This window comes from Nocardia sp. NPDC127579, from assembly GCF_042672005.1.
GTDB lineage: Bacteria > Actinomycetota > Actinomycetes > Mycobacteriales > Mycobacteriaceae > Nocardia.
Genome location: NZ_JBHXVZ010000002.1, coordinates 342,259 through 365,542 on the forward strand (window position 1 = coordinate 342,259; position 23,284 = coordinate 365,542).

Here is a 23,284-nt window from a genome sequence, read left to right on the forward strand (position 1 = left end):
TGGGCGGGCCGCCCGCTATCGGCATCCGGCCGAGGCTCGTCGGCGCGGGTTGTGCATGTGCACAAGCAGTGCCGATTGACAGACCGTGGCATTCGAAATACCGTCAGTATTCGAATACTGGTGGTATCCATCGAGGGAGATCGGTCATGAGGCGGGAACCGCGAATCGTCGTCATCGGCGCGGGCGTCAGCGGTATCGCAAGCGCGATCACCTTGCAGCGCAAGGGTTTCCGCAATGTCACCATCCTGGAGAAGGGCGCCGACGTGGGCGGGGTGTGGCACTGGAACCGCTATCCCGGCCTGACCTGTGACGTGCCCTCGCAGCTCTATCAGTTCGGATTCGCACCGAACCCGAAGTGGTCGGCGGTCTTCGCGCCCGGCCCGGAAATCCAGCGCTACCTCGCCGACGTGGTGGATCGATACCACCTGCGGCCGCTGATCCGGCTGAACTCCGAGGTGGTCGATGCCCGGTTCGCCGGATCCGAATGGCGGGTACGGACCGGGGACGGCGCGGAGTACGCGGCGGACTTCGTCATCGCGGCCACCGGCGTGCTGCACCATCCGGCGCAGCCCGATATCCCGGGCCTCGACCAGTTCGAAGGCGACATCGTGCACACCGCCCGCTGGGACGACAGCGTGCGGACCGCCGGACGCCGGATCGCGGTGATCGGCACCGGATCGACCGGCGTGCAGGTGGTTTCGGCCTTGCAGCCCGAGGCCGAGCGGTTGACCCATTTCGTGCGCAGCCCGCAGTGGGTCATCTGGGCGCCCATGTGGTTGCCGCAGCCCGCCGCCGTCGGCGCGGTGCTGGACCGGCTGCCGGATGTGAACAAGGCGCTCTACCGGGCGGGCATGATCGGTGCGAAATTGTTCACCGATATCGTCACCCGGCCCAGTTGGCGGCGGCGTGCGGTGCAGGAATACGCGCGGCTGAGCCTGCGGGCGCAGGTGCGCGATCCGGAACTGCGTGCCCGGCTCACGCCCGATTACGAGCCGTTGTGCAAGCGGCAGGTCCTGTCCGGCAGCTATTATCGCGCCTTGCACGCCCGAAATACCGAACTGGTATCCGAGGGCATCGAGGCCGTCACCCCGACCGGGGTTCGCACCTCCGACGGCCGCGAGCACGCCGTCGATCTGATCGTGTTCGCCACCGGATTCCAGGCGCACAACTACATGCGGCCGATGAATCTGATCGGCCGCGACGGGCTTTCGATCGATGAGGCCTGGGCGAAAGGTCCGCGCGCCTATCGGATGACCGCCCTGCCGGGCTTCCCCAATCTGTTCACGGTGCTCGGGCCCAATTCACCGACCGGCTCGATTCCGCTGCATCACGCGGCGGAGATCACCGCGCGCTACATCGCTGCCTGGATCGCGCGCTGGCAGACCGGAGAATTCGACACCGTGGAGGTCACCGCGGCCGCGACCGAACGGTTCGAAGCAGAGGTCACCGCGGCGCTGGGCCCCACGGTTTGGAATACCGGCTGCAATTCCTGGTATTTCACCGAGGGTGGCGCCATCGATCTGCTGCCCTTCGATCGCGCGCGGATGGAATCGATGCTGGCCGCCCCGGATGACGACGATTTCACGCTGCGGACGTCGGCTCGGTGATTCTTCGCGACCGACGGTGATCAGGAACACCGTTGTGTAACAGTTCGGCCTCGGTGGAAGACTTAAATCCGGTGAAGTTCTCTGCCCTGCGTAACACCGCCGCGATCGCCCTCGCCGCCGCCCTCTCGTTGACGCCGCTCGGCGGCACCGCCACGGCGGCCCCGGAGAAATCTTCGGCCGTCACCGCCATCGTCAAGGATGGACGCAACTGGCATCTGAAGGTCTACTCGGCGGCGATGGACACCGAGATCCAGGTCGACGTGCAGCGACCGGTCGACGAGTCGACCCCGGCCCCGAACATGTGGCTGCTGAGCGGACTCGACGGCGGCAAGGGCAGCGCGAGCTGGCAGGCCCAGACCGACGCACTGGAGTTCCTGGCTACCAAGCCGGTGAATGTGGTCCTGCCGATCGGCGGCCGCGGCAGTTACTACACCGACTGGGAGCAGCCGGACCCGAAGCTCGGCAACAACAAGTGGCGCACCTTCTTCACCGAAGAGCTGCCGCCGCTGCTGGACCGCACCCTGAACTCCACCGGCCGGAACTCACTGGCCGGCCTGTCGACCTCCGGCACCTCGGTGCTGCAACTGGCCGAGGCCAAGCCGGGCCTGTGGAGCACGGTCGCCGCCTACAGCGGTTGCGCGCAGATCGCCGACCCGGTCGGCAAGCAGGCCGTCAAGTTCTCGGTCGAGACCTGGGCCGGCGGTGACACCGAGAACATGTACGGCCCCGACAACAGCCCGCTGTGGACCGCCAACGATCCGGTCATCAACGCCGAGAAGCTGCGCGGCACCAAGCTCTACATCTCCAGCGGTAGCGGTATCCCGGTGGCGGCCGACGTGCTCTACTACCTGAACCAGGCGCCCGGCGCGATGGGTGCGGTCAACCTGAGCCTCGGCATGTTCATCGAGGGCGCCACCAACGCCTGCACGATGAACCTGAAGAACCGCCTCGATTCGCTGAACATCCCCGCGACCTACCAGTTCAACCCGGTCGGCACCCACTACTGGCCGTATTGGGAAGAGGCGCTGCACAAGTCGTGGCCGCTGCTGGCCGAGGGCATGGGCATCCCCGCCTGAGATCAGGGCACGTAGAAGGTGGCGAGGCCCGGCGTGATCGGCCCGCCGCCGACCGAGGTGAGCATGAGCGCGACCTGCCCGGGACCGGTCTCGATGACCGTCTCGGGCGGGAACCCGTGCAGACCGTCGGACAGTTGAGCGACACCGGTGGCGCCGGTGTTCAGGTTCAGCCACCGCACCGGCGACGACAGCATGCAGCCCCAGCGGCCGGGCTTGTTCCCGGTGATCGACACCGTGCCGGGCCGCTCACCGACCACCGCCGCGCACCGCGGCGCGGGCGCGTCGAAGCTGCCGTTCGGATTGCCCCACGGGGCCGGATTGATCTGGAACGGGATGGTCACCGGATCCGCCGCGGCGATCCCGGTCGAGGTGACACCGGCGGCCGCGATGGCCGCGCCGACGGCGAACGCGCGTACGAGCTTCATGACACGAGACCTCCTGCGATTCCGGCACGCCCCGACCTGCGCCGAGCCTACCCGCCGCCCGGTGACGCGGGATAGCTCGAAACGAACGAGCCGTCCAGATTCACGGCCAGGTACGCGGCGCTGTAGTCGTCGATGAGGTAGAACAGCAGCGTCGGCTTGTCGTCGTTGTGGGCCCAGGTGGGATCCACCATGATGTAGCGGATAGTGGGTTTCGGGACGTTCAGAGTCTGCTCCGCGGTTCGGAACAGGGCGGGGATCAGGTCCCAATCGATCGTGCCGAGCCGGATGGTGGCGTCGGTGAGTTGCCCGCCGGGGCCTGTCCGTTCGGCTGCCCGGATATCGCGGTCGTATTCGAAGAGGTCGTAGACCGACGGGCGGTCGGCGAGCGGCGCGCCGGTCGACACGCGATCCGGGTAGATCCTGGTTTCGGTGAATTCCAGACTGCCGGATAGCTTTTCGATCGCGGCTATGGCGGTGCGTAGGGCGGCCGGATCGAAAAGGTCTGTCCCGGTGTCGGGTTCGGCCGAGGGACTGCCGGGTTCAACCGCGGCCGCCGCCCGACTGGTCGCGGGCGGCTGGCCCACGGTGTCCTCCGGTGACCGCCACAGCGCGATGGTCGTGCCGCCCGCGATGGCCACCGCGAGGGTGAGACCCGCGAAAACCGCGCGGCGCGTGCGACTGGCCGGTGTGGCGGTCGGCTTGTCGATCGGCTGGACCGAGGGCGTCGAGTGCTCGGCCAACGGCTGAGGTGCGGAAGATCGTCCTAGCGGTGGACGTGGTGCCGATCGATGATCTGCCCCAATTGCCGAGGCAAAGTATCGCCCCGGCGATTGGGGCAGAGCCGAGGGGGAGTGCTGAGCCGGTGACTGGCCTGCGGGAGTGTGCGATGCCGGTGACTGGCCTGCGGGAGTGTGCGACGCCGGCGGCTGGCCTGCGGGCTGGTGCGGAGCTGAGGTCTGGTTCGCCGGCGGGTGCGGGGCCGATGATTCGAGCCGCTGCGGTGTCGGCCGATATCCCTCGGCGGGTGTGACCGACGTGCGCGTGGTGGCCTCCGGTTCGGCGTACCGCGGCGCGGCGGGCGGAGTCGGGCCATCCGCGGAAAGTGCCTGCGCCAGTAGCTGATCCACCTGCTCGGCGGTCGGCCGCCGCGCCGGATCCGGTACCAGGAGCGCCTCGAGCAGCGGCGTCAGGGCGCCCGCGCGCCGCGGTGGGGGCACCTCACCGGCGAGTACGGCGGCCAGGATCGCGACCGTGGTCTCGCGCCGCATCGGATGGAAACCCTCTACCGCGACATAGAGCACCAGGCCCAGCGACCACAGATCCGAGGCGGGCAGGCCCTCCTGGCCGCCGAGCCGTTCCGGCGCGACGTATTCCAGCGAGCCGACCAGGTGTCCGGTGGAGGTCAGTCCGTTCAATCCGTCGATCGCGGCGATGCCGAAATCGGTCAGCACCGGCGAACCATCTTCGCGCAGCATCACATTCGCGGGTTTGACGTCGCGATGCAGCACGCCGACGGCGTGTGCGGCCCGCAGGCCCGCGAGGACGCCGCGTCCGAGCCGCGCCGCCACCGCGACCGGCAGCGGTCCCGCCGTCAGCCGATCGGCCAGGCTCTGCCCGCGCACGAGTTCCATCACCAGCCACGGATGGGTTTCCGACTCGGAGTTGACGATGTGGTGCAGCGCAACCACATTCGGATGCCCGATGCGGGCCAGCGCCCGCGCCTCGCGCAGCACGCGTTCGCGCTGCACGGCCGGTGAGCTGGCGCCGGGGGAGACGTCCGGTCGTACTTCCTTGAGGGCGACGTCGCGGTGCAGCATCACGTCCAGGGCGCGCCACACCGTGCCCATGCCACCGCTGCCGAGCGGCTCGATCAACTCGAAACGCCCGTCGACCACTGTCCGCCCGGAAATCACGGCGTCAGCCTATGGGTTCGGCCGCTCCGGCGCGAGAGCGCTGCTATGAGAGTGAACATCTTGTTGACAGAGACTGTCATATGTGGAGATACTCTCAGGCATGGCAGGTGGAACAGTGCCGTTGCGCGAACGGCAGCGCAGGCAGGTGCGGGCCGAGATTCAGCGGGCCGCGTTCGAGTTGTTCGCGCGCAAGGGTTTCGACGCGGTCACGACCGAGCAGATCGCCGCCGCCGCCGAGATCTCGCCGAGCACCTACTTCCGGCATGTGCGCAACAAGGAGGATCTGCTGCTGGATCCGGTGCGTGAGGGCGGCGCGGGCATCGCCGCCCTGCTCGAGCAGCGCCCGGCCGCCGAAGCCGCGGATGACGCACTCGCGCAGGCGATTCTGACCCGCACGACCGAACAGGCGGCCGCCGAGCTGGAGCAGTGGCGCGCCGCGTTCCGCAGCGCGCCGCACCTGCTCGACCGGGTGGCGCTGGTGCCGCCGGAGCATCGGGCCCGCCTGATCGAACTGGTGGCGCAACGGATGTCGGGCGATCCGGAAACCGACAGTCGTCCAGGCCTGCTGGTGCATCTCATGCTCGCGGCCGCCGAATTCGGCTACCTCCAGTGGCTGCGTAGTCCCGACAACGCGGCGGCCTCGCTGCCGGTGTGTATCGAAGGAGCCCTCGCCGCCGTCCGTGACCGGCGCTGGCGTTGAAATTTCGAGAACAGGATCGAATCATGCAGGACACCAAGGTTTTCGACCTGGTTGTTATCGGGTCGGGTGCCGCCGGAATGGCCGCGGCCATCACGGCCGCGCGCCACGGCCTGAGCGCCGTCGTCATCGAGAAGGCGGCGCACTGGGGCGGCTCATCGGCGCGTTCCGGTGGCGGGGTATGGATTCCGGGCAATGCCGCGCTGCGGCGCGATGCCCCCGCCGACGACCTCGAAGCTGCCCGGAGCTATCTCACCGAGATCGTCGGCGAGCACGGTGACGCTGCCCGAATCGACACCTACATCGACCGTGGTCCCGAGGTCTTCGACTTCCTCGCACGGCATTCGCCATTGGAGATGCGCTGGGTCCCAGGCTATTCCGACTACTACCCCGAGGCGACAGGCGGTCGGGCGCATGGTCGCTCGGTGGAACCGAAGCCGTTCGACGCGCGGCAGCTGGGCTCCGAACTGGCCACGCTGGAACCGGATTACGCGGCGGGCCCGAAGAACTTCGTGCTCACCCAGGCCGATTTCCGGCAGCTGCACCTGGGGCTGCGCAATCCGCGCTTCCTGCCCCGTGCGATCGGTGTCGGCGCCCGCTGGGCGAAGGCGCACCTGCTCGGCCGGCATCTGCTGGCTCGCGGACAGGCGCTGATGGCCATGCTCCGGGTGGGCCTGGCCGATGCGAATGTCCCACTGTGGCTGGATACTTCGCTGGTCGCCCTGCGCGAGGACGGCGGCCGGATCGCCGGTGTCGTGGTGCGTCACGACGGTGTCGACCGGAGGATCGAAGCGCGGCGCGGCGTGGTGATCGCCGCCGGCGGCTTCGAGCACAACGCGGAGATGCGTGAGCGGTACCAGCGCGCGCCGATCGGCACCGAGTGGACCGTCGGTGCGCGAGCGAATACCGGCGACGGCATCCGTGCGGGCCAATCGGTCGGCGCGGCAGTCGAATTCATGGCCGACGCGTGGTGGGGCCCCTCGATTCCGCTGCCCCGGGTGCCGTGGTTCTGCCTCGCCGAGCGCAACCTGCCCGGCAGTCTGATCGTCAACGCGCGCGGGGAGCGGTTCATGAACGAATCGCTGCCCTATGTGGAGGCCACGCACCGGATGTACGGTGGCCCGCACGGGCAGGGGCCGGGTCCGGCCGAGAACCTGCCCGCCTGGCTGATCTTCGATCAGCGCTACCGCAACCGCTACTCGTTCGCCGGACTGGCCCCGCGCCAGGCGATTCCGGGCCGCTGGCTGAAATCCGGCGCGATCGTCCGCGCGGATTCGCTGGCCGAGCTCGCCGAGCGGATCGGAGTTCCGGCCGCCGGATTCACCGCCGCCGTGGCGCGCTTCAACACCTTCGCGCACACCGGCCGGGACGCGGATTTCGGTCGCGGTGCGAGCGCCTACGACCGCTACTACGGTGATCCGCGCCAGCGGCCGAACCCGAATCTCGGTGCGCTGGAGCAGGGTCCGTTCTACGCCGCGCGCATGGTGCCCGGCGATCTCGGCACCAAGGGCGGTCTGGTCACCGATGTGGACGGCCGCGTGCTACGTCCCGACGGCGGCCCGGTCGATGGCCTGTACGCCGCCGGTAACGCCAGCGCGCCGGTCATGGGCCACACCTACGCCGGGCCGGGCGCCACCATCGGCCCCGCCCTGGTCTTCGGTTACCTCGCGGCCCGGCACGCCGCCGCCGCGGTCGTGGTCGACGGCTGAGTCACCACTGTCCGTAGGACTCGGCGAGAATGTGATTGAGGTCGACACCGATTCCATCGACGACGCGCTTGTCGATTTCGAATTGGTGCAGATGCGCCGCCGGATGCACATATCCGGCCGGCGTGCCCCAATTGTGCTGCCAGAAATAGGAACCCAGGCTCGCGTCCAAGGCCCAGTCGATCGTCGGCGCGTTGGCGTAGACGCCGGTGTTCTCGTGTCCGACGACCGATTCCCAGCCCTCCAGGTAGGGGCGGATCATGGCGTCGAAATCCTCGGCGCTGGGATTGTCGTCGATGGAGGTGTAGATCGGGCGGTTGTCGGGGCCGCCCGCCTCCAGGTGTAATTGCAGCCCGCGTTCGGCGTGCTCCCGGCCGGCTTCGAATCCACCGCGCCAATCCGCGGTGGGGCCTTTGCCGAATTGGTAACAGGAGACGATCTGTAGGCCCGCCGCCCGCAGCGCGTCGGCCTCCCCGGCCAGCAGGGGTTTGCCCACCATCCATTCCGCGCCGGGCCGGCGATCGGAAACGTAGCGAATCGCGCCGAGATGCCCCGCGGCGAGAATGGCGTCGACGGAGGGCACGCCGCCGGCGTAATCGAGCAGGGTGCCGATGGGTTGGGCGGACAGGCGGGGCGTGGTCAGGCCGAGTGCCGTGACAGCGGCCGCGCAGGTGAAAAGGGAACGCCGGGACAACTCCATTACGCAGACTCCTTCGCACTAACCGCGGGGTGCGCCGGAAAGAAAGGCGCACCTTTATGGGCAGCGTGCCCGGCGCACCTTCCCCAAGGTGGCTGTCTTGCGGCAGCCGCGCGCCGGGAGCCTCGAACGTAAACTCATTTCACCATATTCACAGGGGAACCGCCAGACCCATCGGACACACTCATCACACGAGTCCCAAGGGTCACTGACGAGTCGCGGTTCCGCCGATCCGCGCGGCGACATCGATCGTCCGGCCGGACGCATCGGCCAATTCCTTGCGCACCACACTCGCGACCTGGGCGACCACCTGCTTCTTGATCCCGGCCAGCGCGCCCAGAGTGGCGGCGCGCCTGCCCTCGGCCCTGTAGTCCAGCTCGATGTCGGCCACGTCGAGCGGGTCGACATCGATGACGACGGACAGCGGGTCCGCGGCGCGGGCGGTCAGCACCAGCGGAATCCGCACATCGGCCCGATAGCGATTGGATTTCAGCACGTCGACGGTGATGTCCAGGCCGACCGGCAGCAGCAGGTCGAAGGAGACCAGCTCGGCCGTGCGGTCGGTCAGCTCCGGTTCCAGGATCGACCCGCGCACGTGGACCGTCGCCTTGCGTCCGGGGCCGGTGCGCAGCGGTCCGACCTCGATCGGGCGGCCCGCCATCCGGCGCACCACCTCGTGGACCCGGTTCCGGGTGACGATGTGCTCGAAGAAGCGATGACCGAACTCGCCGTAGTCGATCCAGTCGAAAACGGTCCGGTCCCGGTGCGGTGACCGGGTGCCGTCGATGATCGCCGCGACGTCGAAGACCCGCCCGCGCCGCGCCTGGGGTTCGCCCAGAATCGTGTTCACCCGCTTGGCGACCTCGTTCTGCACCATGCCGGCCAGCGGTCCGAGCACCCACTCCCAGGAGGACTCGATGGCCTGGGCACGCAGCACGAAGCTGACATCGCGCGTGGTGACCGGCGGGATGTCGATGACGATGAGTACCGGATCCGCGGTGCGCGCGTGCAGCGTCATATCGACGTCGACCACGGCCGACAGCCGCAGCTTCTTCCCACCGAGCAGTACTTTCACCGATAACGACAGCGGGACCGTGACCTCGAACACGACGTGCGGGTCCTGGCGCAACACGACCGGCTCGCCGACCTTGCCTTCGGCGACGAACCCGGCCAGGCCCGCGGGGCCGAGCGAATACGGGCCGATACTGACCCCGCGACCGGCCATTCCGGCGACCGCGGCCGCGATCCGCTCCCGGGTCACCGCCTGGGCGACGAAGCGTTCTCCGAATTCGGCGTAGTCGATCCAGCGCGGATCAAGACTCGGCATGGTTTCGATCGGTTGCACTGTTGCGGAACCCCTACCTGAAGACGGACATCGGACACGCTACGCGACCGAGGTTTCGGGGAACTTGCGCCGCCTCGAACAGGCGGGTCCCTGTCCTGCTGATGAGGGGGTAGCAGGACAGGGCCCCTGAGTAGGCAGCGCTGCCGGGCGCTGCCTACTCCATCGTAAGGTGCCCGCGCGCGGTCTCCGTCTCAGCTGTGTAACTTGCCCAATCCCACGACGCCCGGAATGTCGGCGAGCACGAACCGGCTGACCCGCACCTCGTCGAATTCGTTGCCGCCGATCGTGGTGACCACGCCGTCCGCGTAGGTCAGCACGATATTGGTGTGCTGGGTGAACGGGCTGGCGTCGCTGTAGAGCAGTACGTCACCGGTGCTCGGCACGGCGCCGTTCAGGCCGGTGAAACGTCCGGCGCTCTCGTAGTACTCCTGCAGCGTGTACACGCCGGGAATGCGCCAGGAGCCGGAGTTCGGATTGGTCAGCGGCAGACCGGCCGCCCGCATGGTCCAGCTGACGAAATCGGCGCACCACGGTTCGACCTGGCCCTCGGCGTATTTCGTCCCGCCGCCGGGCTCGTCGAACTCGTGCCGCAGCACCGCCACCAGGCGGGCCTGCTCGGCGCTGAGCATCGTGTCGTCCAGGGCCGGGAACTCGGTGAGGTTGTCCCCGACGACCGCCGAGTCGCGCGAATGTTGTTGCCACAGGCGCACTCCCAGCACGGCGGCGACCGCGAGTGCGGTCACCGCCACGGCCAGTGTCACCAGGCGGCCGATTCTCCGCTTGTCCATATTTCCCCCGGTCGTTCGCGCGGTCGTAGGACCGAGTCTACGAATCGATCAGGATTGTGCCTTGCGGCCCATCGGAATACACGCGGTCAGCCCGATCGCCACCACCGCCGCCGCCATCGCGATGAAGAACGTGGTGTGGAAGGCCTCGCGCGACGGCAGCACATGGGAACCGAGCTGGATGGTCAGGTGCGCGAGCACCACGCTCATCACCGCCGCCGAGGTGGAGGTGCCGATCGAGCGCATCAGCGAGTTCAGGCCGTTGGCGGCGGCGGTCTCGGTGATCGGCACCGCGCCCATGATCAGTGCGGGCATCGCGGCGTAGGCCAGGCCGACGCCGCCCGCGCAGATCACCGACGCCAGCATGATCTGCCAGACGCTGTCCATGAGTAGCACGGCGAGCAGATAGCCCAGGGCGACCACGGCCGAGCCCAGCATGAGGGTGACCTTCGGGCCGCGCGCCGCCGACAGCCGCGCGGAGACCGGCGAGAGCAGCATCATCACCAGGCCGGTGGGCGCCATCACCAGTCCGGCGTTCACCATGGACAGACCGAAGCCGTAGCCGGTCTGCTCCGGCGCCATGAGCAGCTGCGGGAAGGTCAGTGACATCCCGTAGAGGGCGAAACCGACCGCGATCGAGGCGACATTGGTGAACAGGACCCGGGGCCGCGCCGACACCCGGAGGTCGACCAGCGGGGCGGCTTGGCGCAGCTCGTAGTAGCCCCAGATCAGGAAGGTGAGCAGCGAGACCGCGAACAGCGTCAGGATGGACGCGCTGGCCCAGCCCCAGTCCGCACCCTTGGTGATGGCGATCAGCAAGCTCAGCAGTGCGATCGAAAGGCCGACGGCGCCGCCGAAGTCGAAGCGGGCGGGGGTGCGTACGGGCGATTCGGGCACCAGGACGAAGACCAGCGCCGCGCACAGCACGCCCAGGGCGGCCGCGGTCCAGAACAGCATGTGCCAGTCGGCATTCTGCGCGATGGCCGCGGCGACGGGCAGGCCGATCGCGCCGCCCACGCCCAGGGTGGCGCTCATGATGGCCATGGCCGAGCCGACCTTCTCGGCGGGTAGTTCGTCGCGCATGATGCTGATGCCGAGCGGGATCGCGCCGACCGCCGCGCCCTGGAGCGAGCGGCCGACGATTTCGGGCAGCAGCGAGGAGAAGCTCGCGCACACCACGGATCCGGCGATCAGGGCCAGCAGGTTCGCGAACAACACCCGCCGCTTGCCGAACATATCGCCGAGGCGGCCGCTGATCGGGGTGAATACCGCGCCCGCGAGCAGCGTCGCGGTGATCACCCAGGAGGCGTTGGCGGCCGAGGTGTTCAGCAGGGTGGGCAGCGACGGAATGATCGGGATGACCAGCGTCTGCATGAGCGAGACGACGACGCCGACCATGCCCAGCGTGGCGATGAGCACGGCGGGGCGGCGGGGCCCGGGACTCGAGTCGGTGAGGTCCGCTTGGGACTCGGCGATGGTCATGAATGTGTACGCTACACATCGTGTGTATGGCACACAATTTGCTCTGGCTCCCGGCGGCCGACATAGTGGTGCGCATGCCCGAGCCTGCCGCGCTGCCGCGCCTGGTCTACGAGATGACCCTGCTGTCCCGGCACTTCCCCACCTCGGTGCTACGCCGCCCCGGCTTCCGGCTCGACCGCTCCGCGTATCTGCTGCTGATCCGGCTGGAACTGGACCAGCCGCTGAGCCTGCGTGAACTCGCCGAGGCGTTCCGGCTCGATATCTCCACGATCAACCGTCAAGTGGGCTCGATGCTGAAACAGGGTCTGGTGGAACGGGTTCCGGACCCCGACGGGGGGATCGCACGCAAGATCCGGGCCAGCGCAGCGGGTTTGGCAGCCATGGCGCACGACCGCGCGCAGAGCCGCGACGGCATCGGGGCCGTGGTCGCGGACTGGGATCCGGCCGATGTGGAGCAACTGAGCAAACTCGTCGCACGCTTCAATGCGTCGATCGAGGAGAAGGAACGCAACCCCTGGCCGCGCCCGTAGGGGAGGACATCGATGCGGACAACCGGTGCGAACCCGTTGTGTCCGCACCGGATCCCGCTAGGCTCGCGACCGTGGGACAGCACCGCAGTACCGAACCCTCTACCTGGCTATCCTGGGACAACTACCTCCTCGGCGTGCTGGGGCTGGTACTTGCGGCGGGCCTGGGCACCTCGTCCGCCATCCTTGCCGATTCGGGGCACACCGCCGCCGCCGTCGTACTCGCCGTCGTGGCCGCGGCCTGTGTCGTACCGGCCGCTGTGCAAGCGCTCGGCGAACTTCTCGCGGGCCTGCTTCTGGTCGCGATGTTGCTGGCCGGTGTCCTGCTGCTGCCCGCCCTGCTCGTCAGCCGCCGGGCCCGTCGCTGGGCGAAACGTCGCCGGTTCACTACCTGGCACTGAGTCCTGTAGTGCCCCAGGGGGATTGAACTCGCGCACCGTCAGTCCCATCAGCACCTAATCCGGGGTTCGACGTGTGCCGCGGACGTTCGTCGGGTTCACTGAACACCATGGGCCCATTACGAATTCCGGTCTCCACCGCAGCCCTGAACGGGATCGACTGGCTCGTCGAACGCAGCAGACAGCAGCGCGTCATCCTGACCAGCGAGGGCCGTCCGGTCGCCGTGCTGGACGCGTGTGGCCGTGCGCCACAGGCACTTCCGGCGATCGACCTGGCCGGCGCCTGTGCGCGCCTGGGTGTGGACGAGGCTCGGGTGCGCGAACGCATCCAGCGGCTCGCCGGTCGGTAGCCGACCTCCGGAGGGCCTCGCCGGTGGGTGGGGCCCTCTTCGCTGTGCGCCTGGCCCCAGCCTAGGTCTGGCTGTGGCTCAGCGGCGTGACCCGCAGATCGGGTTCGTCGTCGGGGACTACGCGCAGGGTGGGCCGGGAGTCGGGCGCGGCATGATCGGCCCGCCAGGAGAACATCGACCAGCGGGACAGGCCCGAGAAGACCGAGCCGATGCTGGCGAAGGACCCCGAGGAGATCAGCGCGCCGAACGAGCCGACGGAGCCGACGGACAACACGGAACCCACGCTGCCGATGGACAGGATCGAGTAGGCGGAGCCGATGGACAGGATGGAGCCTTCGGACCGGAACGACAGAATCGATCGGTGCGATCGATGGCTCCGGATGCAGTGGCCGGGACGCGGCATTTCGTCAGTCGCCATGACTCGGGTCTACCACAGGGCGGGTGAATCCACCCCGCATGACAGGGGTTCCGGTGCAAAGGGGCCAAGACACGACGAAGCCCGGCGGCCGTCGGGCCACCGGGCTTCGGTCGGAAATCAGGCGACGTTGAAGAATCCGAGCATCGGCAGGAAGGTGCAGGTGCGCGGTTCGGCGTCGGCGGCCTGGGTGGTCAGCGAACCACCGACCACGGCGACGATACGGCCGGAACCGGTGTCGGCGATGGCCGAGAGAGTGGCCGGGCCGTCCGGGTTGATCTTGGCGTCGTCGGTCAGGTTCTGCACGCCGGTCTTGCCGGTGTTCAGGTTGACCCACTGGACCGTCATCGGGGCCTTCTGCACCGCGGTCGGCGACTTGGTGCCGAGGGCGGTGAACACGAAACCGGTCTGACCGGCCTGCGGGCCGGGCGGGGGCAGCTGGGCCGGGCCGGGCACCGCGAGCGTGGTGCCGACCGAGTCGGCGCTGGCGCTGATGCAGCCCTTGCCGATGCTCGGGTACAGGAACTGCGCGATCACCGGGCCGTCCTCGGGCAGCTCCGGGCCGCCGCCGCCGCTGCCGTCGAGGAACTTGATGACGCGTTCCAGTGTGGCCTTGATCTGCGGGGGCAGATTCAGCGTGGCCAGCAGTGCCTTCGCCTGCGCCAGAATCGCGTTCTGGGCGCCGCCTTCGGCGATGTCCTTGGCCGGGCTGGCGATCGTGCCGACGATGGCCGGCGCCAGCGCGGCGAGCGCGTCCACCGGAACGCCCTCGGGCACGATGGGAATCTCGTTCGAAACCGCGGTGGACGCGGGCGCCGGGGCCGCAATAGCGGTGGGCGCAGCGAGTGAAGCACTCGCGGCCAGGGCGAGAGCGGTCAATGCGATCCGCGATCCTCGGTTGCGAAGCACTGGTCTAGCCGTCCTTACCTTCGGGTACATCTGGAGCGACGGGGGTGAAAACCCATCGTTTCGGGGTCACTCTAAAGACAAGGTCACCGAGTTGTACAGCTGCGGTGTCCGAGTCGTGCGCTCGGGACGAATCGTGTGGGCGGAACCGTGCGCGATGCGGTGTTACTGGAGTGAAGTGTGATGCGGATGTTATCAGCTATTTCACGGCGCCGGGGGTCTACGCCGGGCATCACTATAGGGCCCTGATGGGTGGTCCTACCGGGGCGTCCGCCTTGTGGGCCTTCGCGCTGCGGTTAATGTAGTCGGAGTTTTCCGACCCTGCCGACGAACGCCCGAACACCTCGCGGGAAATCCCTTGCCTCCCGCACCGACTCGAAAGCCTGCGACGTGACCCCAGACAGCGTTCGGCCGCCCGACCGTCCGGCCGCCGCCCGTCTGCGCTGGGCGGTGCTGGCCCTCGGCCTGTCCGTGCTGGCGCGCATGCTGTGGATGCTGTTGTCGGAGAACGGGATGAACCTCGTCGACCTGCACGTCTACGTGGACGGGTCGGCCTCCTTGCTCACCGATCGGCTCTACGACTACACCTATTCGGAGAAGACGCCGGACTTTCCGCTGCCGTTCACCTATCCGCCGTTCGCGGCGCTGGTGTTCTATCCGCTGCATTTCCTGCCGTTCACGGTGATCGCGATCGGCTGGCTGCTGGCCACGGTGGCCGCGCTCTACGGCATCGTGCGAATCAGCCTGGAGTTGTTGCTCGGCCGCGAGCGGCTGCGCGAAACCGCCTGGCGGGCAGCCGCGGTCGGCTGGACCGCGGTCGGGGTGTGGCTGGAGCCGGTGCGTACCACCATCGACTACGGACAGGTCAATGTCTTCCTTGTGCTGGGCGCCATGCTCGCCGCGCGCAGCTCGCGCTGGTGGGTGTCGGGCGGACTGGTCGGCATCATCGCCGGGATCAAGCTGACCCCGGCGATCACCGGTCTGTATTTCCTCGCCCGGCGGCGCTGGGGGGCCGCGGTGTTCTCGGCGGTCGCGTTCGGCCTGACGGTCGGGGTGAGCTTCCTGATCAACCGCCGGGAAGCCCAGCGCTACTTCGGCACGCTGCTCGGCGACGCGGACCGGATCGGTCCCGTGGGCTCGGTGTGGAATCAGTCGATGCGCGGCGCGCTGAGCCGGATCGTCGGCTACGACGTGCAGACCGGTCCCTGGTATCTCGCCGGTGTGCTGGTGGTCGCGGCGCTCGGGATCTGCGCCTGGCGCACGCTCGGCCCCGACGACCGGCTGGGCACGCTGATCATCGTGCAGTTGTTCGGCCTGATGATCTCGCCTATTTCCTGGTCGCACCATTTCGTCTGGCTGCTGCCGACGGTGCTGTGGCTGGTGTACGGCCCGCTGCGCCGCGCGCCGGGCGCACGCTGGCTGGCCGGCTTCTGGTTGGTCACCATGCTGGTCGGCGTGCCGTGGGTGCTGTCGTTCGCGCAGCCCTCGATCTGGGATGTGTCCCGGCCGGGCTGGCTGGCCTGGCTCGGCGCGGTGGACCTGTTCGGTGTGCTGGTGCTCTTCGTCTGGGTGATATGGGTCAGTCGGTCGCGCCGGATTGCTCCGCCAGCCGATCGATCTCCCGAGCCAGCGCGATATCCAGCTTCGTGAGGCCGCCCGAATCGTGGGTGGACAGCGTGAAGGTGAGCGAGCGCCAGCGGATGTCGATATCGGGGTGGTGATTCATCGTCTCGGCGATCTCGGCGATCTGACCGACCAGCTCGATTCCGGCCGGGAACGAGGTGGCCCGAAGGGTGCGGGTGATGCTGTCGCCGGAGCGGGACCAGCCGTCCAGGCTCGCCAGCGCCTCGGTGAGTTCGGTGTCGGAAAGCAGTGGGGTGCTCATGACCCGGTTGTACCCAATTCGCTACGCGGCGCGCGCTAGTTTCAGAGCTTTCTTGAGGTCTTTGCCACAGCAGCCGGCCGCTTCGGCCTTCTTCATCCGCATGATGACAACAGGGCATTTGATGCAGCGCGTCTTCTTACGGCAGCATTTCTTCTTGGGTTTCAGCTTGGAAACCTTCTTGGCTTTCACCTTGCCCACATTGGTTAGCATACCCTAAGTGTGGGAGCCGGACGCGATGGGGACACGGGATAGCCGGTAAGGTATCACCTGGCCGCGACCCCAGGTGAGTTTCTTCGCCACCTGTTTGCAGGGCCCGGTCACCCATACCAACAGCAGGAGGATTCAGCGTGTCGTCTGCGCGCGATTTTCGCAACGTCGCCATCGTGGCCCACGTCGACCACGGCAAGACGACGCTGGTCGACGCCATGCTGCGGCAGTCCGGGGCATTCGCCGAACGGGCCGAGCTGGTCGACCGGGTCATGGACTCCGGTGACCTGGAGCGCGAGAAGGGCATCACCATTCTCGCCAAGAACACCGCGGTGCACCGCCACCACGGCGACGGCTCCGTCACCGTCATCAACGTGATCGACACCCCCGGCCACGCCGACTTCGGTGGTGAGGTCGAGCGCGGCCTGTCCATGGTCGACGGTGTCGTGCTGCTGGTCGACGCCTCCGAGGGGCCGCTGCCGCAGACCCGCTTCGTGCTGCGCAAGGCGCTCTCGGCGAAGCTGCCGGTCATCCTGGTCGTGAACAAGACCGACCGCCCCGACGCGCGGATCGAAGAGGTCGTCGAGGAGAGCCACGACCTGCTGCTCGATCTCGCCTCCGATCTCGACGACGAGGCCGCCGAAGCCGCGGAACTGGCGCTGGACCTGCCGGTCCTCTACGCCTCGGGCCGCGAGGGCAAGGCCTCCAAGGAGCGCCCGGAGAACGGCTCCGCGCCCGACGCCGAGAACCTCGACGCGCTGTTCGACGTCCTGCTCAACAACATCCCGGCCCCCAAGGGCGATGCCTCCAAGCCGCTGCAGGCGCACGTCACCAACCTCGACGCCTCGCCCTTCCTCGGCCGCCTCGGCCTGGTCCGCATCCACAACGGCGAACTGCGCAAGGGCCAGAACGTGGCCTGGATGCACGGTGACGGCGTCAAGACCGTCAAGATCACCGAACTGCTGCAGACCATCGGCGTCGAGCGTCAGCCCGGCGAGGTCGCCGTGGCCGGTGACATCGTCGCGGTCGCGGGCATCGAGGACATCATGATCGGCGACACCCTCGCCGATGTGGAGAACCCGGTGGCACTGCCCCGGATCACGGTCGACGAGCCGGCCATCTCGGTCACCATCGGCACCAACACCTCGCCGCTGGTCGGCCGGGTGCAGGGCCACAAGCTGACCGCCCGCATGGTGAAGTCGCGCCTGGATCAGGAACTGGTCGGCAACGTCTCGCTGCGTGTGCTCGACATCGGCCGCCCCGACGCCTGGGAGGTGCAGGGCCGCGGTGAGCTGGCGCTGGCCATCCTGGTCGAGCAGATGCGCCGCGAGGGCTTCGAGCTCACCGTCGGCAAGCCGCAGGTGGTGACCAAGCAGGTCGACGGCAAGGTGCACGAGCCGTTCGAAGAGCTGACCATCGACTGCCCGGAGGAGCACCTCGGCGGCATCACCCAGCTGATGGCCGCCCGCAAGGGCAAGATGGTGCAGATGAACAACCACGCCGCCGGTTGGGTGCGGATGGAGTTCATCGTCCCCTCGCGCGGCCTGATCGGTTTCCGCACGCTGTTCCTCACCGAGACCCGCGGCACCGGCATTGCCAACGCCGTATTCCACGGCTATGCGCCGTGGGCCGGTGAGATCCGGGCCCGCCACACCGGCGCGCTGGTCTCCGACCGTGCCGGATCGGTGACCCCGTTCGCCATGATCCAGCTGGCCGACCGCGGGCAGTTCTTCGTCGAGCCCGGCGCGGAGACCTACGAGGGTCACGTCGTCGGAATCAACCCGCGCGCCGAGGATCTCGACATCAACGTCACCCGCGAGAAGAAGCTGACCAATATGCGCAGCTCGACCGCCGACGTGATGGAGACCCTGGCCAAGCCGCTGCAGCTCGATCTCGAAGGCGCCATGGAGTTCTGCGCCGACGACGAGTGCGTCGAGGTGACCCCGGAGATCGTGCGTGTGCGCAAGGTCACCCTGGGGGCCACCGAACGCGGCCGGGAACTGTCCCGGCGCAAGGCTCGCGACCGCGCCGCCGCCCAGTAATACCCGGCGGCTCCGCGAAAGCGAGCGAGGTAGAGTGCGGCGTGTGAGCACGGGGGTACGGCGCGCCACGATGCGCGCGATAGCGGTCCTGGTGGCGGCATCGGTCTCGGTGCTCGCCGCCGGGTGCACCGCGAATCCGCCACCACCGATCGAGAGCACCGACAGCCCGAAAACGACACCGGCCAAACCGGATAAGAACACCGTCGTGGTGGCCATCGATGACATCGGCATCGGATTCAATCCGCATCTGCGGTCCGATCAGTCACCGGCCACCTCGGCGGTCAGTTCGACGGTGTTACCGAGCCCGTTCCGGCCGATGCCCGATCCGGCGGTGCCCGGCGCCACCGCGTGGGTGGCCGACACCGCGCTGCTGGTCTCGGCCGAGGTCACGCTGCAAGAGCCGTTCACCATCACCTACACGCTGCGCAACGAGGCCAACTGGTCCGACGGTGCGCCGATCGCCGCCGAGGATTTCCGGTTCCTCTGGCAGCAGATGATCACCCAGCCCGGTGTCGTCGATCCGGCGGGCTACCGGCTGATCTCGGATGTGAACTCCTCCGCCGGTGGCAAAGTCGTCACCGTCACGATGCGCGGGGAGTACCTCGCCTGGCGCGAGCTGTTCACGGACTTGTTGCCGTCGCATCTGATGAAGGACTCCCCGGGTGGTTTCCAGGACGGGTGGGGGATGCGGACCCGGGTGTCCGGCGGTCAGTTCGCGATCAAGAACATCGACGAGGGTCGTGACGAGATCCAGCTCGTGCGCAACGATCGCTACTGGGGTACACCGGCCGCGCCGGATCAGATTCTGCTGCGCCGGGGTGGAACACCCGCGCAGGTCGCCGATTCGCTGCGTACCGGTGATGCCCAGATCGCGCTGGTGCATGGCGGCGTCGCGACGCAGGCACAGCTGGCCGCCATCCCCTCGGTACGTTCGGCGATCACACCGCAGTCGAGGGAATTGCAGTACGTGATCAACGGTCGCAGTGGCGATCTCGGCGATCCGCGGGTTCGGCGCGGTGTGCTGGCGCTGCTGGATCCGGCCTTGCTGGCCACGGTCGCCGGCCAGACCGGCGGCTGGGTGGAACCGGCTCGTGCGCAGGTACTCGCCCCGTCCGAGCCCGGGTATGTCCCGACCTCGCCGCCCCGGCCGTCCATGGACGAGGCCTTCGCGCTGCTCGGTGAGGCAGGCTATGTCCGCGCTCCGGAGCTGCCTCCGGTCGACTCGCCGACCTCGCCCGCGCCGCAACCCCGGTCGGTCGCGAAAAATGGTAAGGCACTGGTCATTCGGATCGGCGCGGTCGTCAGCGACCTGACCGCGCTCGCGGTCGCCAATACCGCCGCGGATCAATTGCGTAGTGCCGGAATCGATGCCAGCGTGCGCAGCCTCACCGCGGATGCGTTGTACGGCAAGGAGATCGCGGACAGCGGCGTGGACGCGATCGTCGGCTGGGAGGCGGTGGGCGCGGATCCGGCGACGGTGCTCGCGTCTCGATACGGCTGTGCGCCGGTGGACACCGGGAGCCAAGCGGATTCGCAGACCATCGTCGAATCGGACAAGCGGGCGCCGAGCAATCTGTCCGGCATCTGCGATCCGGGTTTGCAGCCGAGTATCGATGCGGCACTGCGCGGTATCGATGTCGGCCGGACCTTGGCCGAGGCCGAGCCGAGGCTGTGGGCGCTGTCCTCGGTGCTGCCGATCGCGCAGGACAATCTCGTGGCCGCGTCCGGGCCCAGGGTGGACGGCGCGTCGTTGAGTGGCGCCATTCAGGTCGGCATCTTCGGAAGCGCGGCGATGTGGCGCAGGGTTCGTGACTGAACATGGAAACGAGTAAATAGCTCTGGCTATCTACTCGTTCCCTGTTCGACTATTCCCAATTATCTTGCCGAAACCGGAATAATCGGGGTCGGATATCACAACCTGACGCAGAACCAGTCTTCGAGATTGGATCCATCGTTCCGGAGGACGATTTTGTAGGTGTCCGGGCACTTTGCCTTGGCGGCGCTTTGGCACGCCGAATCCGTGTAGTAGCAGGTGCTGGTGAAATCATCCGCTGAAGCGGGGCCGGCGGCGGCCAGTACTCCTCCGGCGATGATCAGTGGTGCCGATAGCGACGCAAGGATGCGCATACGGTTGTTCTCCCTCCACATGAGCGAACTTTGTTGCCCGCTCACCTGTTTCGGACATTAACAGGTCGAAATTGGCGAAACAAGGCCGGTTCGGTTGCCGACGATATGCTGCGCCAGAATCGAATATTGGATTTGCGGCTTTGCTTGCGCGGGCTGTCGGCCGATTGCGGTAGAGTTCCGCAGCGTGAAGGCGCGCACGGAATCTGCTGTCGGCCGCACCGGCGGGTTGCTACTGGTGCACGCGCACCCGGATGACGAATCCATCACCACCGGCGGCACCATCGCGCACTATCGTCGCCTGGGCGTTCCGGTCACGGTGGTCACCTGCACGCTGGGCGAGGAGGGGGAGGTGATCGGCGAGCGGTGGGCGCGGCTGGTCGCCGAGGAGGCCGACCAGCTCGGCGGCTACCGGATCGCCGAATTGACCGCCGCGCTGGCGGCTTTGGATGTGGACGCGCCCAGGTTCCTCGGTGGCGCGGGGCGCTGGCGGGATTCCGGGATGGCGGGTACGCCGTCGGCAGCGCATCCGCGGGCCTTCGTCAATTCCGGCGCTGCTGCCGTGGACGCGCTCACCGAGATCGTGCTGGAGCTGCGGCCCGATGTGGTGGTCGGCTACGACCCGAAGGGTGGTTACGGCCATCCGGATCACATTCGCGCACATGAGATCACAACTGCGGCCGTGCGTGCGGCGGCCGAAAAGGGCTGGGACACACCGAAGTTCTATTGGACCGTGACCGACGCCGACATCCTGCGCTTGCACACCACGGCGCTGGCCCGGCGCACCGTCGACGGCCTGCCCGGGGCGCTGCCGCGGGGCTGGCGCCTGCCCGCCGAGAACGAACTTGCCTGCGTGCCCAGCTCGACGGTCACCACGACCGTCGATGTCTCGGATGCGCTGGCCGCCAAGCGGGCCGCGCTGCGCGCGCACGCGACCCAGGTCACGGTGGCGGCCGCCGGACGCGAATTCGCGCTGTCGAACAATGTCGCCCAGCCGGTGCTGCCCGAGGAGCACTTTGTGCTGGTGCGTGGTGAGCGCGGCCCGACCGGGGCCGACGGCCGCGAGCACGATCTGTTTGCCGGTATTGCGCGATTTGCTGAAATTCGCTGATCAATCCGATAGCTAGGTGTGTGCTGAATCGTTCGCGGCTCGGGTAGGGTTCCTTCGTTCACACCCGTTCGACGCGGAGGAAAGCACCGTTCATGACGGCAGTCGACGACAGCGAGACGAACTACCTCGGCGTCGAGGATCACGGCTATCACAAGAGCCTCAAGCCGCGACAGCTGCAGATGATCGCGATCGGCGGCGCCATCGGCACCGGCCTGTTCCTGGGCGCGGGCGGACGGCTCGCCAGCGCCGGACCGGGCCTGTTCCTGGTCTACGCGGTATGCGGCGTCTTCGCCTTCCTGATCCTGCGGGCCCTGGGCGAATTGGTGCTGCACCGGCCGTCGTCCGGGTCGTTCGTCTCCTACGCGCGCGAATTCTTCGGCGAGAAGGCCGCTTTCGTGGCCGGCTGGATGTACTTCCTGAACTGGTCCATGACCGGTATCGCCGACACCACCGCCATCGCGAAGTACTTCCACTACTGGGCCGGGTTCTCGGCCATACCGCAGTGGGTACTGGCGCTGGTGGCGCTCGTCATCGTGCTCGGCATCAACCTCATGTCGGTGAAGTGGTTCGGTGAGATGGAGTTCTGGGCCGCGCTGGTGAAGGTATTCGCGCTCAGCGCTTTCCTCATCGTCGGCACCATCTTCCTGCTCGGCCGATTCACCGTGCAGGGCGAGGCGACCGGGCCGACGGTGGTCGCCGAACACGGCGGCCTTTTCCCGACCGGCCTGCTGCCCCTCGTCCTGGTCACCTCCGGCGTCGTATTCGCTTACGCGGCAGTCGAACTCGTCGGCACCGCCGCCGGGGAGACCGAGAATCCCGAGCAGATCATGCCGCGCGCGATCAACTCCGTGATCTTCCGCATCGCGATCTTCTACGTCGGCTCGGTGGTGCTGCTCGGGCTGCTGCTGCCCTACACCGCCTACAAGGGCAGCGAGAGCCCGTTCGTCACCTTTTTCAGCGCGCTCGGTGTCCCCGGGATCGGCAGCGTGATGAACCTGGTGGTGCTCACCGCCGCGTTCTCCAGCCTCAACGCCGGCCTCTACTCGACCGGGCGCATCCTGCGCTCGATGTCGATGAACGGCAGCGCACCGAAGTTCACCGGCGTCATGGGCCGTAACGGTGTGCCCTACGGCGGCATCCTGCTCACCAGCCTGATCGCACTGTTCGGTATCGCGCTCAACGGCATCGTCCCCGACCAGGCCTTCGAGATCGTGCTGAACCTGGCCTCGCTGGGCATCGTCTCCTCCTGGGCCACCATCGTGCTGTGCCAGTTGCAGCTGTACCGGTGGTGGAAGCAGGGCCGGGCCGAGCGGCCCGCGTTCCGGATGATCGGCGCGCCCTACACCGGCGTGCTCACACTGATCTTCCTGGGATTCGTGGTGGTGCTGATGGCCTTCGACCGCCCGATCGGCACCTGGACCGTCGCCGCCCTGGTCTTCATCGTCCCGGCCCTGATCATCGGCTGGTTCGCGGCCCGCAAACGCGTCCTTGCCATCGCCGCGCGACGCGACGGCCACACCGGCCGGTTCCCCGTGGTCGCCAATCTCCCCATGGACGGCGAACCGCGCTAGCCCCGTAGACTCGCA

General features: G+C 67.9%; 23 protein-coding genes. 12 read left to right on the forward strand and 11 right to left on the reverse strand.

Annotation, left to right across the window (positions count from 1 at the left end; all coding sequences use genetic code 11):
• The first annotated feature begins 146 nt into the window (after window positions 1–146).
• Both ACFVMC_RS09145 and ACFVMC_RS09150 read left to right on the forward strand, forming a co-directional pair.
• On the forward strand, window positions 147–1,607 hold the full coding sequence (locus tag ACFVMC_RS09145) for a flavin-containing monooxygenase (RefSeq protein ID WP_379208417.1): 1,461 nt from the start codon (window positions 147–149) through the stop codon (window positions 1,605–1,607).
• Window positions 1,608–1,678: 71 nt separating this feature from the next.
• Window positions 1,679–2,683: an alpha/beta hydrolase gene (locus ACFVMC_RS09150; protein WP_379208418.1), complete on the forward strand. Its 1,005-nt coding sequence runs from the start codon at window positions 1,679–1,681 to the stop codon at window positions 2,681–2,683.
• A gap of 2 nt (window positions 2,684–2,685) precedes the next feature.
• On the opposite strand, the gene ACFVMC_RS09155 is transcribed toward ACFVMC_RS09150, so the two are convergent.
• The gene (locus ACFVMC_RS09155) at window positions 2,686–3,108 is read right to left on the reverse strand and encodes a hypothetical protein (protein ID WP_379208420.1); all 423 of its coding nucleotides are present in this window, start codon (window positions 3,106–3,108) and stop codon (window positions 2,686–2,688) included.
• A 47-nt stretch (window positions 3,109–3,155) separates the two neighbouring features.
• The gene (locus ACFVMC_RS09160; RefSeq protein ID WP_379208422.1) at window positions 3,156–5,021 is read right to left on the reverse strand and encodes a protein kinase; all 1,866 of its coding nucleotides are present in this window, start codon (window positions 5,019–5,021) and stop codon (window positions 3,156–3,158) included.
• 100 nt (window positions 5,022–5,121) lie between these two features.
• Here ACFVMC_RS09160 and ACFVMC_RS09165 point away from each other — a divergent pair, with 100 nt between their 5' ends.
• Window positions 5,122–5,721, forward strand: a complete 600-nt coding sequence (locus ACFVMC_RS09165; protein WP_379208424.1) for a TetR/AcrR family transcriptional regulator — start codon at window positions 5,122–5,124, stop codon at window positions 5,719–5,721.
• 23 nt (window positions 5,722–5,744) lie between these two features.
• The gene (kstD, locus tag ACFVMC_RS09170; RefSeq protein WP_379208426.1) at window positions 5,745–7,427 is read left to right on the forward strand and encodes a 3-oxosteroid 1-dehydrogenase; all 1,683 of its coding nucleotides are present in this window, start codon (window positions 5,745–5,747) and stop codon (window positions 7,425–7,427) included.
• A 1-nt stretch (window position 7,428) separates the two neighbouring features.
• Here the strand turns inward: kstD and ACFVMC_RS09175 are convergent, their stop codons facing one another.
• From ACFVMC_RS09175 to ACFVMC_RS09190, 4 genes are all read right to left on the reverse strand, one after another.
• Window positions 7,429–8,124 (reverse strand): DUF1906 domain-containing protein, encoded by a 696-nt coding sequence (locus ACFVMC_RS09175; protein ID WP_379208428.1) that lies wholly within the window; start codon window positions 8,122–8,124, stop codon window positions 7,429–7,431.
• Window positions 8,125–8,326: 202 nt separating this feature from the next.
• Complete coding sequence (locus tag ACFVMC_RS09180) at window positions 8,327–9,466, reverse strand: hypothetical protein (RefSeq protein ID WP_379208430.1); 1,140 nt, start codon at window positions 9,464–9,466, stop codon at window positions 8,327–8,329.
• 191 nt (window positions 9,467–9,657) lie between these two features.
• Window positions 9,658–10,254 carry a CHAP domain-containing protein gene (locus ACFVMC_RS09185; RefSeq protein WP_379208432.1) on the reverse strand — a complete coding sequence of 199 codons (597 nt, stop codon included), beginning with the start codon at window positions 10,252–10,254 and terminating at the stop codon, window positions 9,658–9,660.
• A gap of 48 nt (window positions 10,255–10,302) precedes the next feature.
• Window positions 10,303–11,733: an MFS transporter gene (locus tag ACFVMC_RS09190; protein ID WP_379208434.1), complete on the reverse strand. Its 1,431-nt coding sequence runs from the start codon at window positions 11,731–11,733 to the stop codon at window positions 10,303–10,305.
• Window positions 11,734–11,807: 74 nt separating this feature from the next.
• On the opposite strand from ACFVMC_RS09190, the gene ACFVMC_RS09195 reads away from it, so the two are divergent.
• The 3 genes from ACFVMC_RS09195 to ACFVMC_RS09205 all read left to right on the forward strand — a co-directional run bounded on the left by ACFVMC_RS09195 (window position 11,808) and on the right by ACFVMC_RS09205 (window position 13,008).
• Complete coding sequence (locus tag ACFVMC_RS09195; protein WP_379209475.1) at window positions 11,808–12,263, forward strand: MarR family winged helix-turn-helix transcriptional regulator; 456 nt, start codon at window positions 11,808–11,810, stop codon at window positions 12,261–12,263.
• A gap of 71 nt (window positions 12,264–12,334) precedes the next feature.
• On the forward strand, window positions 12,335–12,661 hold the full coding sequence (locus ACFVMC_RS09200) for a hypothetical protein (protein ID WP_379208436.1): 327 nt from the start codon (window positions 12,335–12,337) through the stop codon (window positions 12,659–12,661).
• A 107-nt stretch (window positions 12,662–12,768) separates the two neighbouring features.
• Entirely contained in the window at window positions 12,769–13,008 is a 240-nt protein-coding gene (locus ACFVMC_RS09205) for a hypothetical protein (RefSeq protein ID WP_379208438.1), read from the forward strand.
• Window positions 13,009–13,069: 61 nt separating this feature from the next.
• Here the strand turns inward: ACFVMC_RS09205 and ACFVMC_RS09210 are convergent, their stop codons facing one another.
• Window positions 13,070–13,426, reverse strand: a complete 357-nt coding sequence (locus ACFVMC_RS09210) for a hypothetical protein (RefSeq protein ID WP_379208439.1) — start codon at window positions 13,424–13,426, stop codon at window positions 13,070–13,072.
• A 117-nt stretch (window positions 13,427–13,543) separates the two neighbouring features.
• Window positions 13,544–14,332 carry a hypothetical protein gene (locus ACFVMC_RS09215; RefSeq protein ID WP_379208441.1) on the reverse strand — a complete coding sequence of 263 codons (789 nt, stop codon included), beginning with the start codon at window positions 14,330–14,332 and terminating at the stop codon, window positions 13,544–13,546.
• A 387-nt stretch (window positions 14,333–14,719) separates the two neighbouring features.
• Here ACFVMC_RS09215 and ACFVMC_RS09220 point away from each other — a divergent pair, with 387 nt between their 5' ends.
• Window positions 14,720–15,979 carry a mannosyltransferase gene (locus ACFVMC_RS09220; protein ID WP_379208442.1) on the forward strand — a complete coding sequence of 420 codons (1,260 nt, stop codon included), beginning with the start codon at window positions 14,720–14,722 and terminating at the stop codon, window positions 15,977–15,979.
• On the opposite strand, the gene ACFVMC_RS09225 is transcribed toward ACFVMC_RS09220, so the two are convergent.
• Together ACFVMC_RS09225 and ACFVMC_RS09230 are read right to left on the reverse strand one after the other, a co-directional pair.
• Complete coding sequence (locus ACFVMC_RS09225; protein WP_379208444.1) at window positions 15,909–16,214, reverse strand: 4a-hydroxytetrahydrobiopterin dehydratase; 306 nt, start codon at window positions 16,212–16,214, stop codon at window positions 15,909–15,911. The two genes, ACFVMC_RS09220 and ACFVMC_RS09225, sit on opposite strands and share 71 nt — an antisense overlap.
• A gap of 21 nt (window positions 16,215–16,235) precedes the next feature.
• Entirely contained in the window at window positions 16,236–16,412 is a 177-nt protein-coding gene (locus ACFVMC_RS09230) for a hypothetical protein (protein WP_194815335.1), read from the reverse strand.
• A 149-nt stretch (window positions 16,413–16,561) separates the two neighbouring features.
• Between ACFVMC_RS09230 and typA the strand changes: the two genes are divergently transcribed.
• Both typA and ACFVMC_RS09240 read left to right on the forward strand, forming a co-directional pair.
• A complete protein-coding gene (gene typA / locus ACFVMC_RS09235) occupies window positions 16,562–18,463 on the forward strand; it encodes a translational GTPase TypA (RefSeq protein WP_379208446.1) in 1,902 nt (633 codons plus the stop codon).
• 70 nt (window positions 18,464–18,533) lie between these two features.
• A complete protein-coding gene (locus tag ACFVMC_RS09240) occupies window positions 18,534–20,279 on the forward strand; it encodes an ABC transporter family substrate-binding protein (protein ID WP_379209476.1) in 1,746 nt (581 codons plus the stop codon).
• A 95-nt stretch (window positions 20,280–20,374) separates the two neighbouring features.
• Here ACFVMC_RS09240 and ACFVMC_RS09245 read toward each other — a convergent pair whose 3' ends face one another.
• Window positions 20,375–20,590, reverse strand: a complete 216-nt coding sequence (locus ACFVMC_RS09245; RefSeq protein WP_379208448.1) for a hypothetical protein — start codon at window positions 20,588–20,590, stop codon at window positions 20,375–20,377.
• Window positions 20,591–20,774: 184 nt separating this feature from the next.
• Between ACFVMC_RS09245 and mshB the strand changes: the two genes are divergently transcribed.
• Window positions 20,775–21,698, forward strand: coding sequence for an N-acetyl-1-D-myo-inositol-2-amino-2-deoxy-alpha-D-glucopyranoside deacetylase (mshB, locus tag ACFVMC_RS09250; RefSeq protein WP_379208450.1), 924 nt, complete (start codon window positions 20,775–20,777; stop codon window positions 21,696–21,698).
• 92 nt (window positions 21,699–21,790) lie between these two features.
• Complete coding sequence (locus ACFVMC_RS09255; protein ID WP_379208452.1) at window positions 21,791–23,269, forward strand: amino acid permease; 1,479 nt, start codon at window positions 21,791–21,793, stop codon at window positions 23,267–23,269.
• Window positions 23,270–23,284 lie beyond the last annotated feature (15 nt).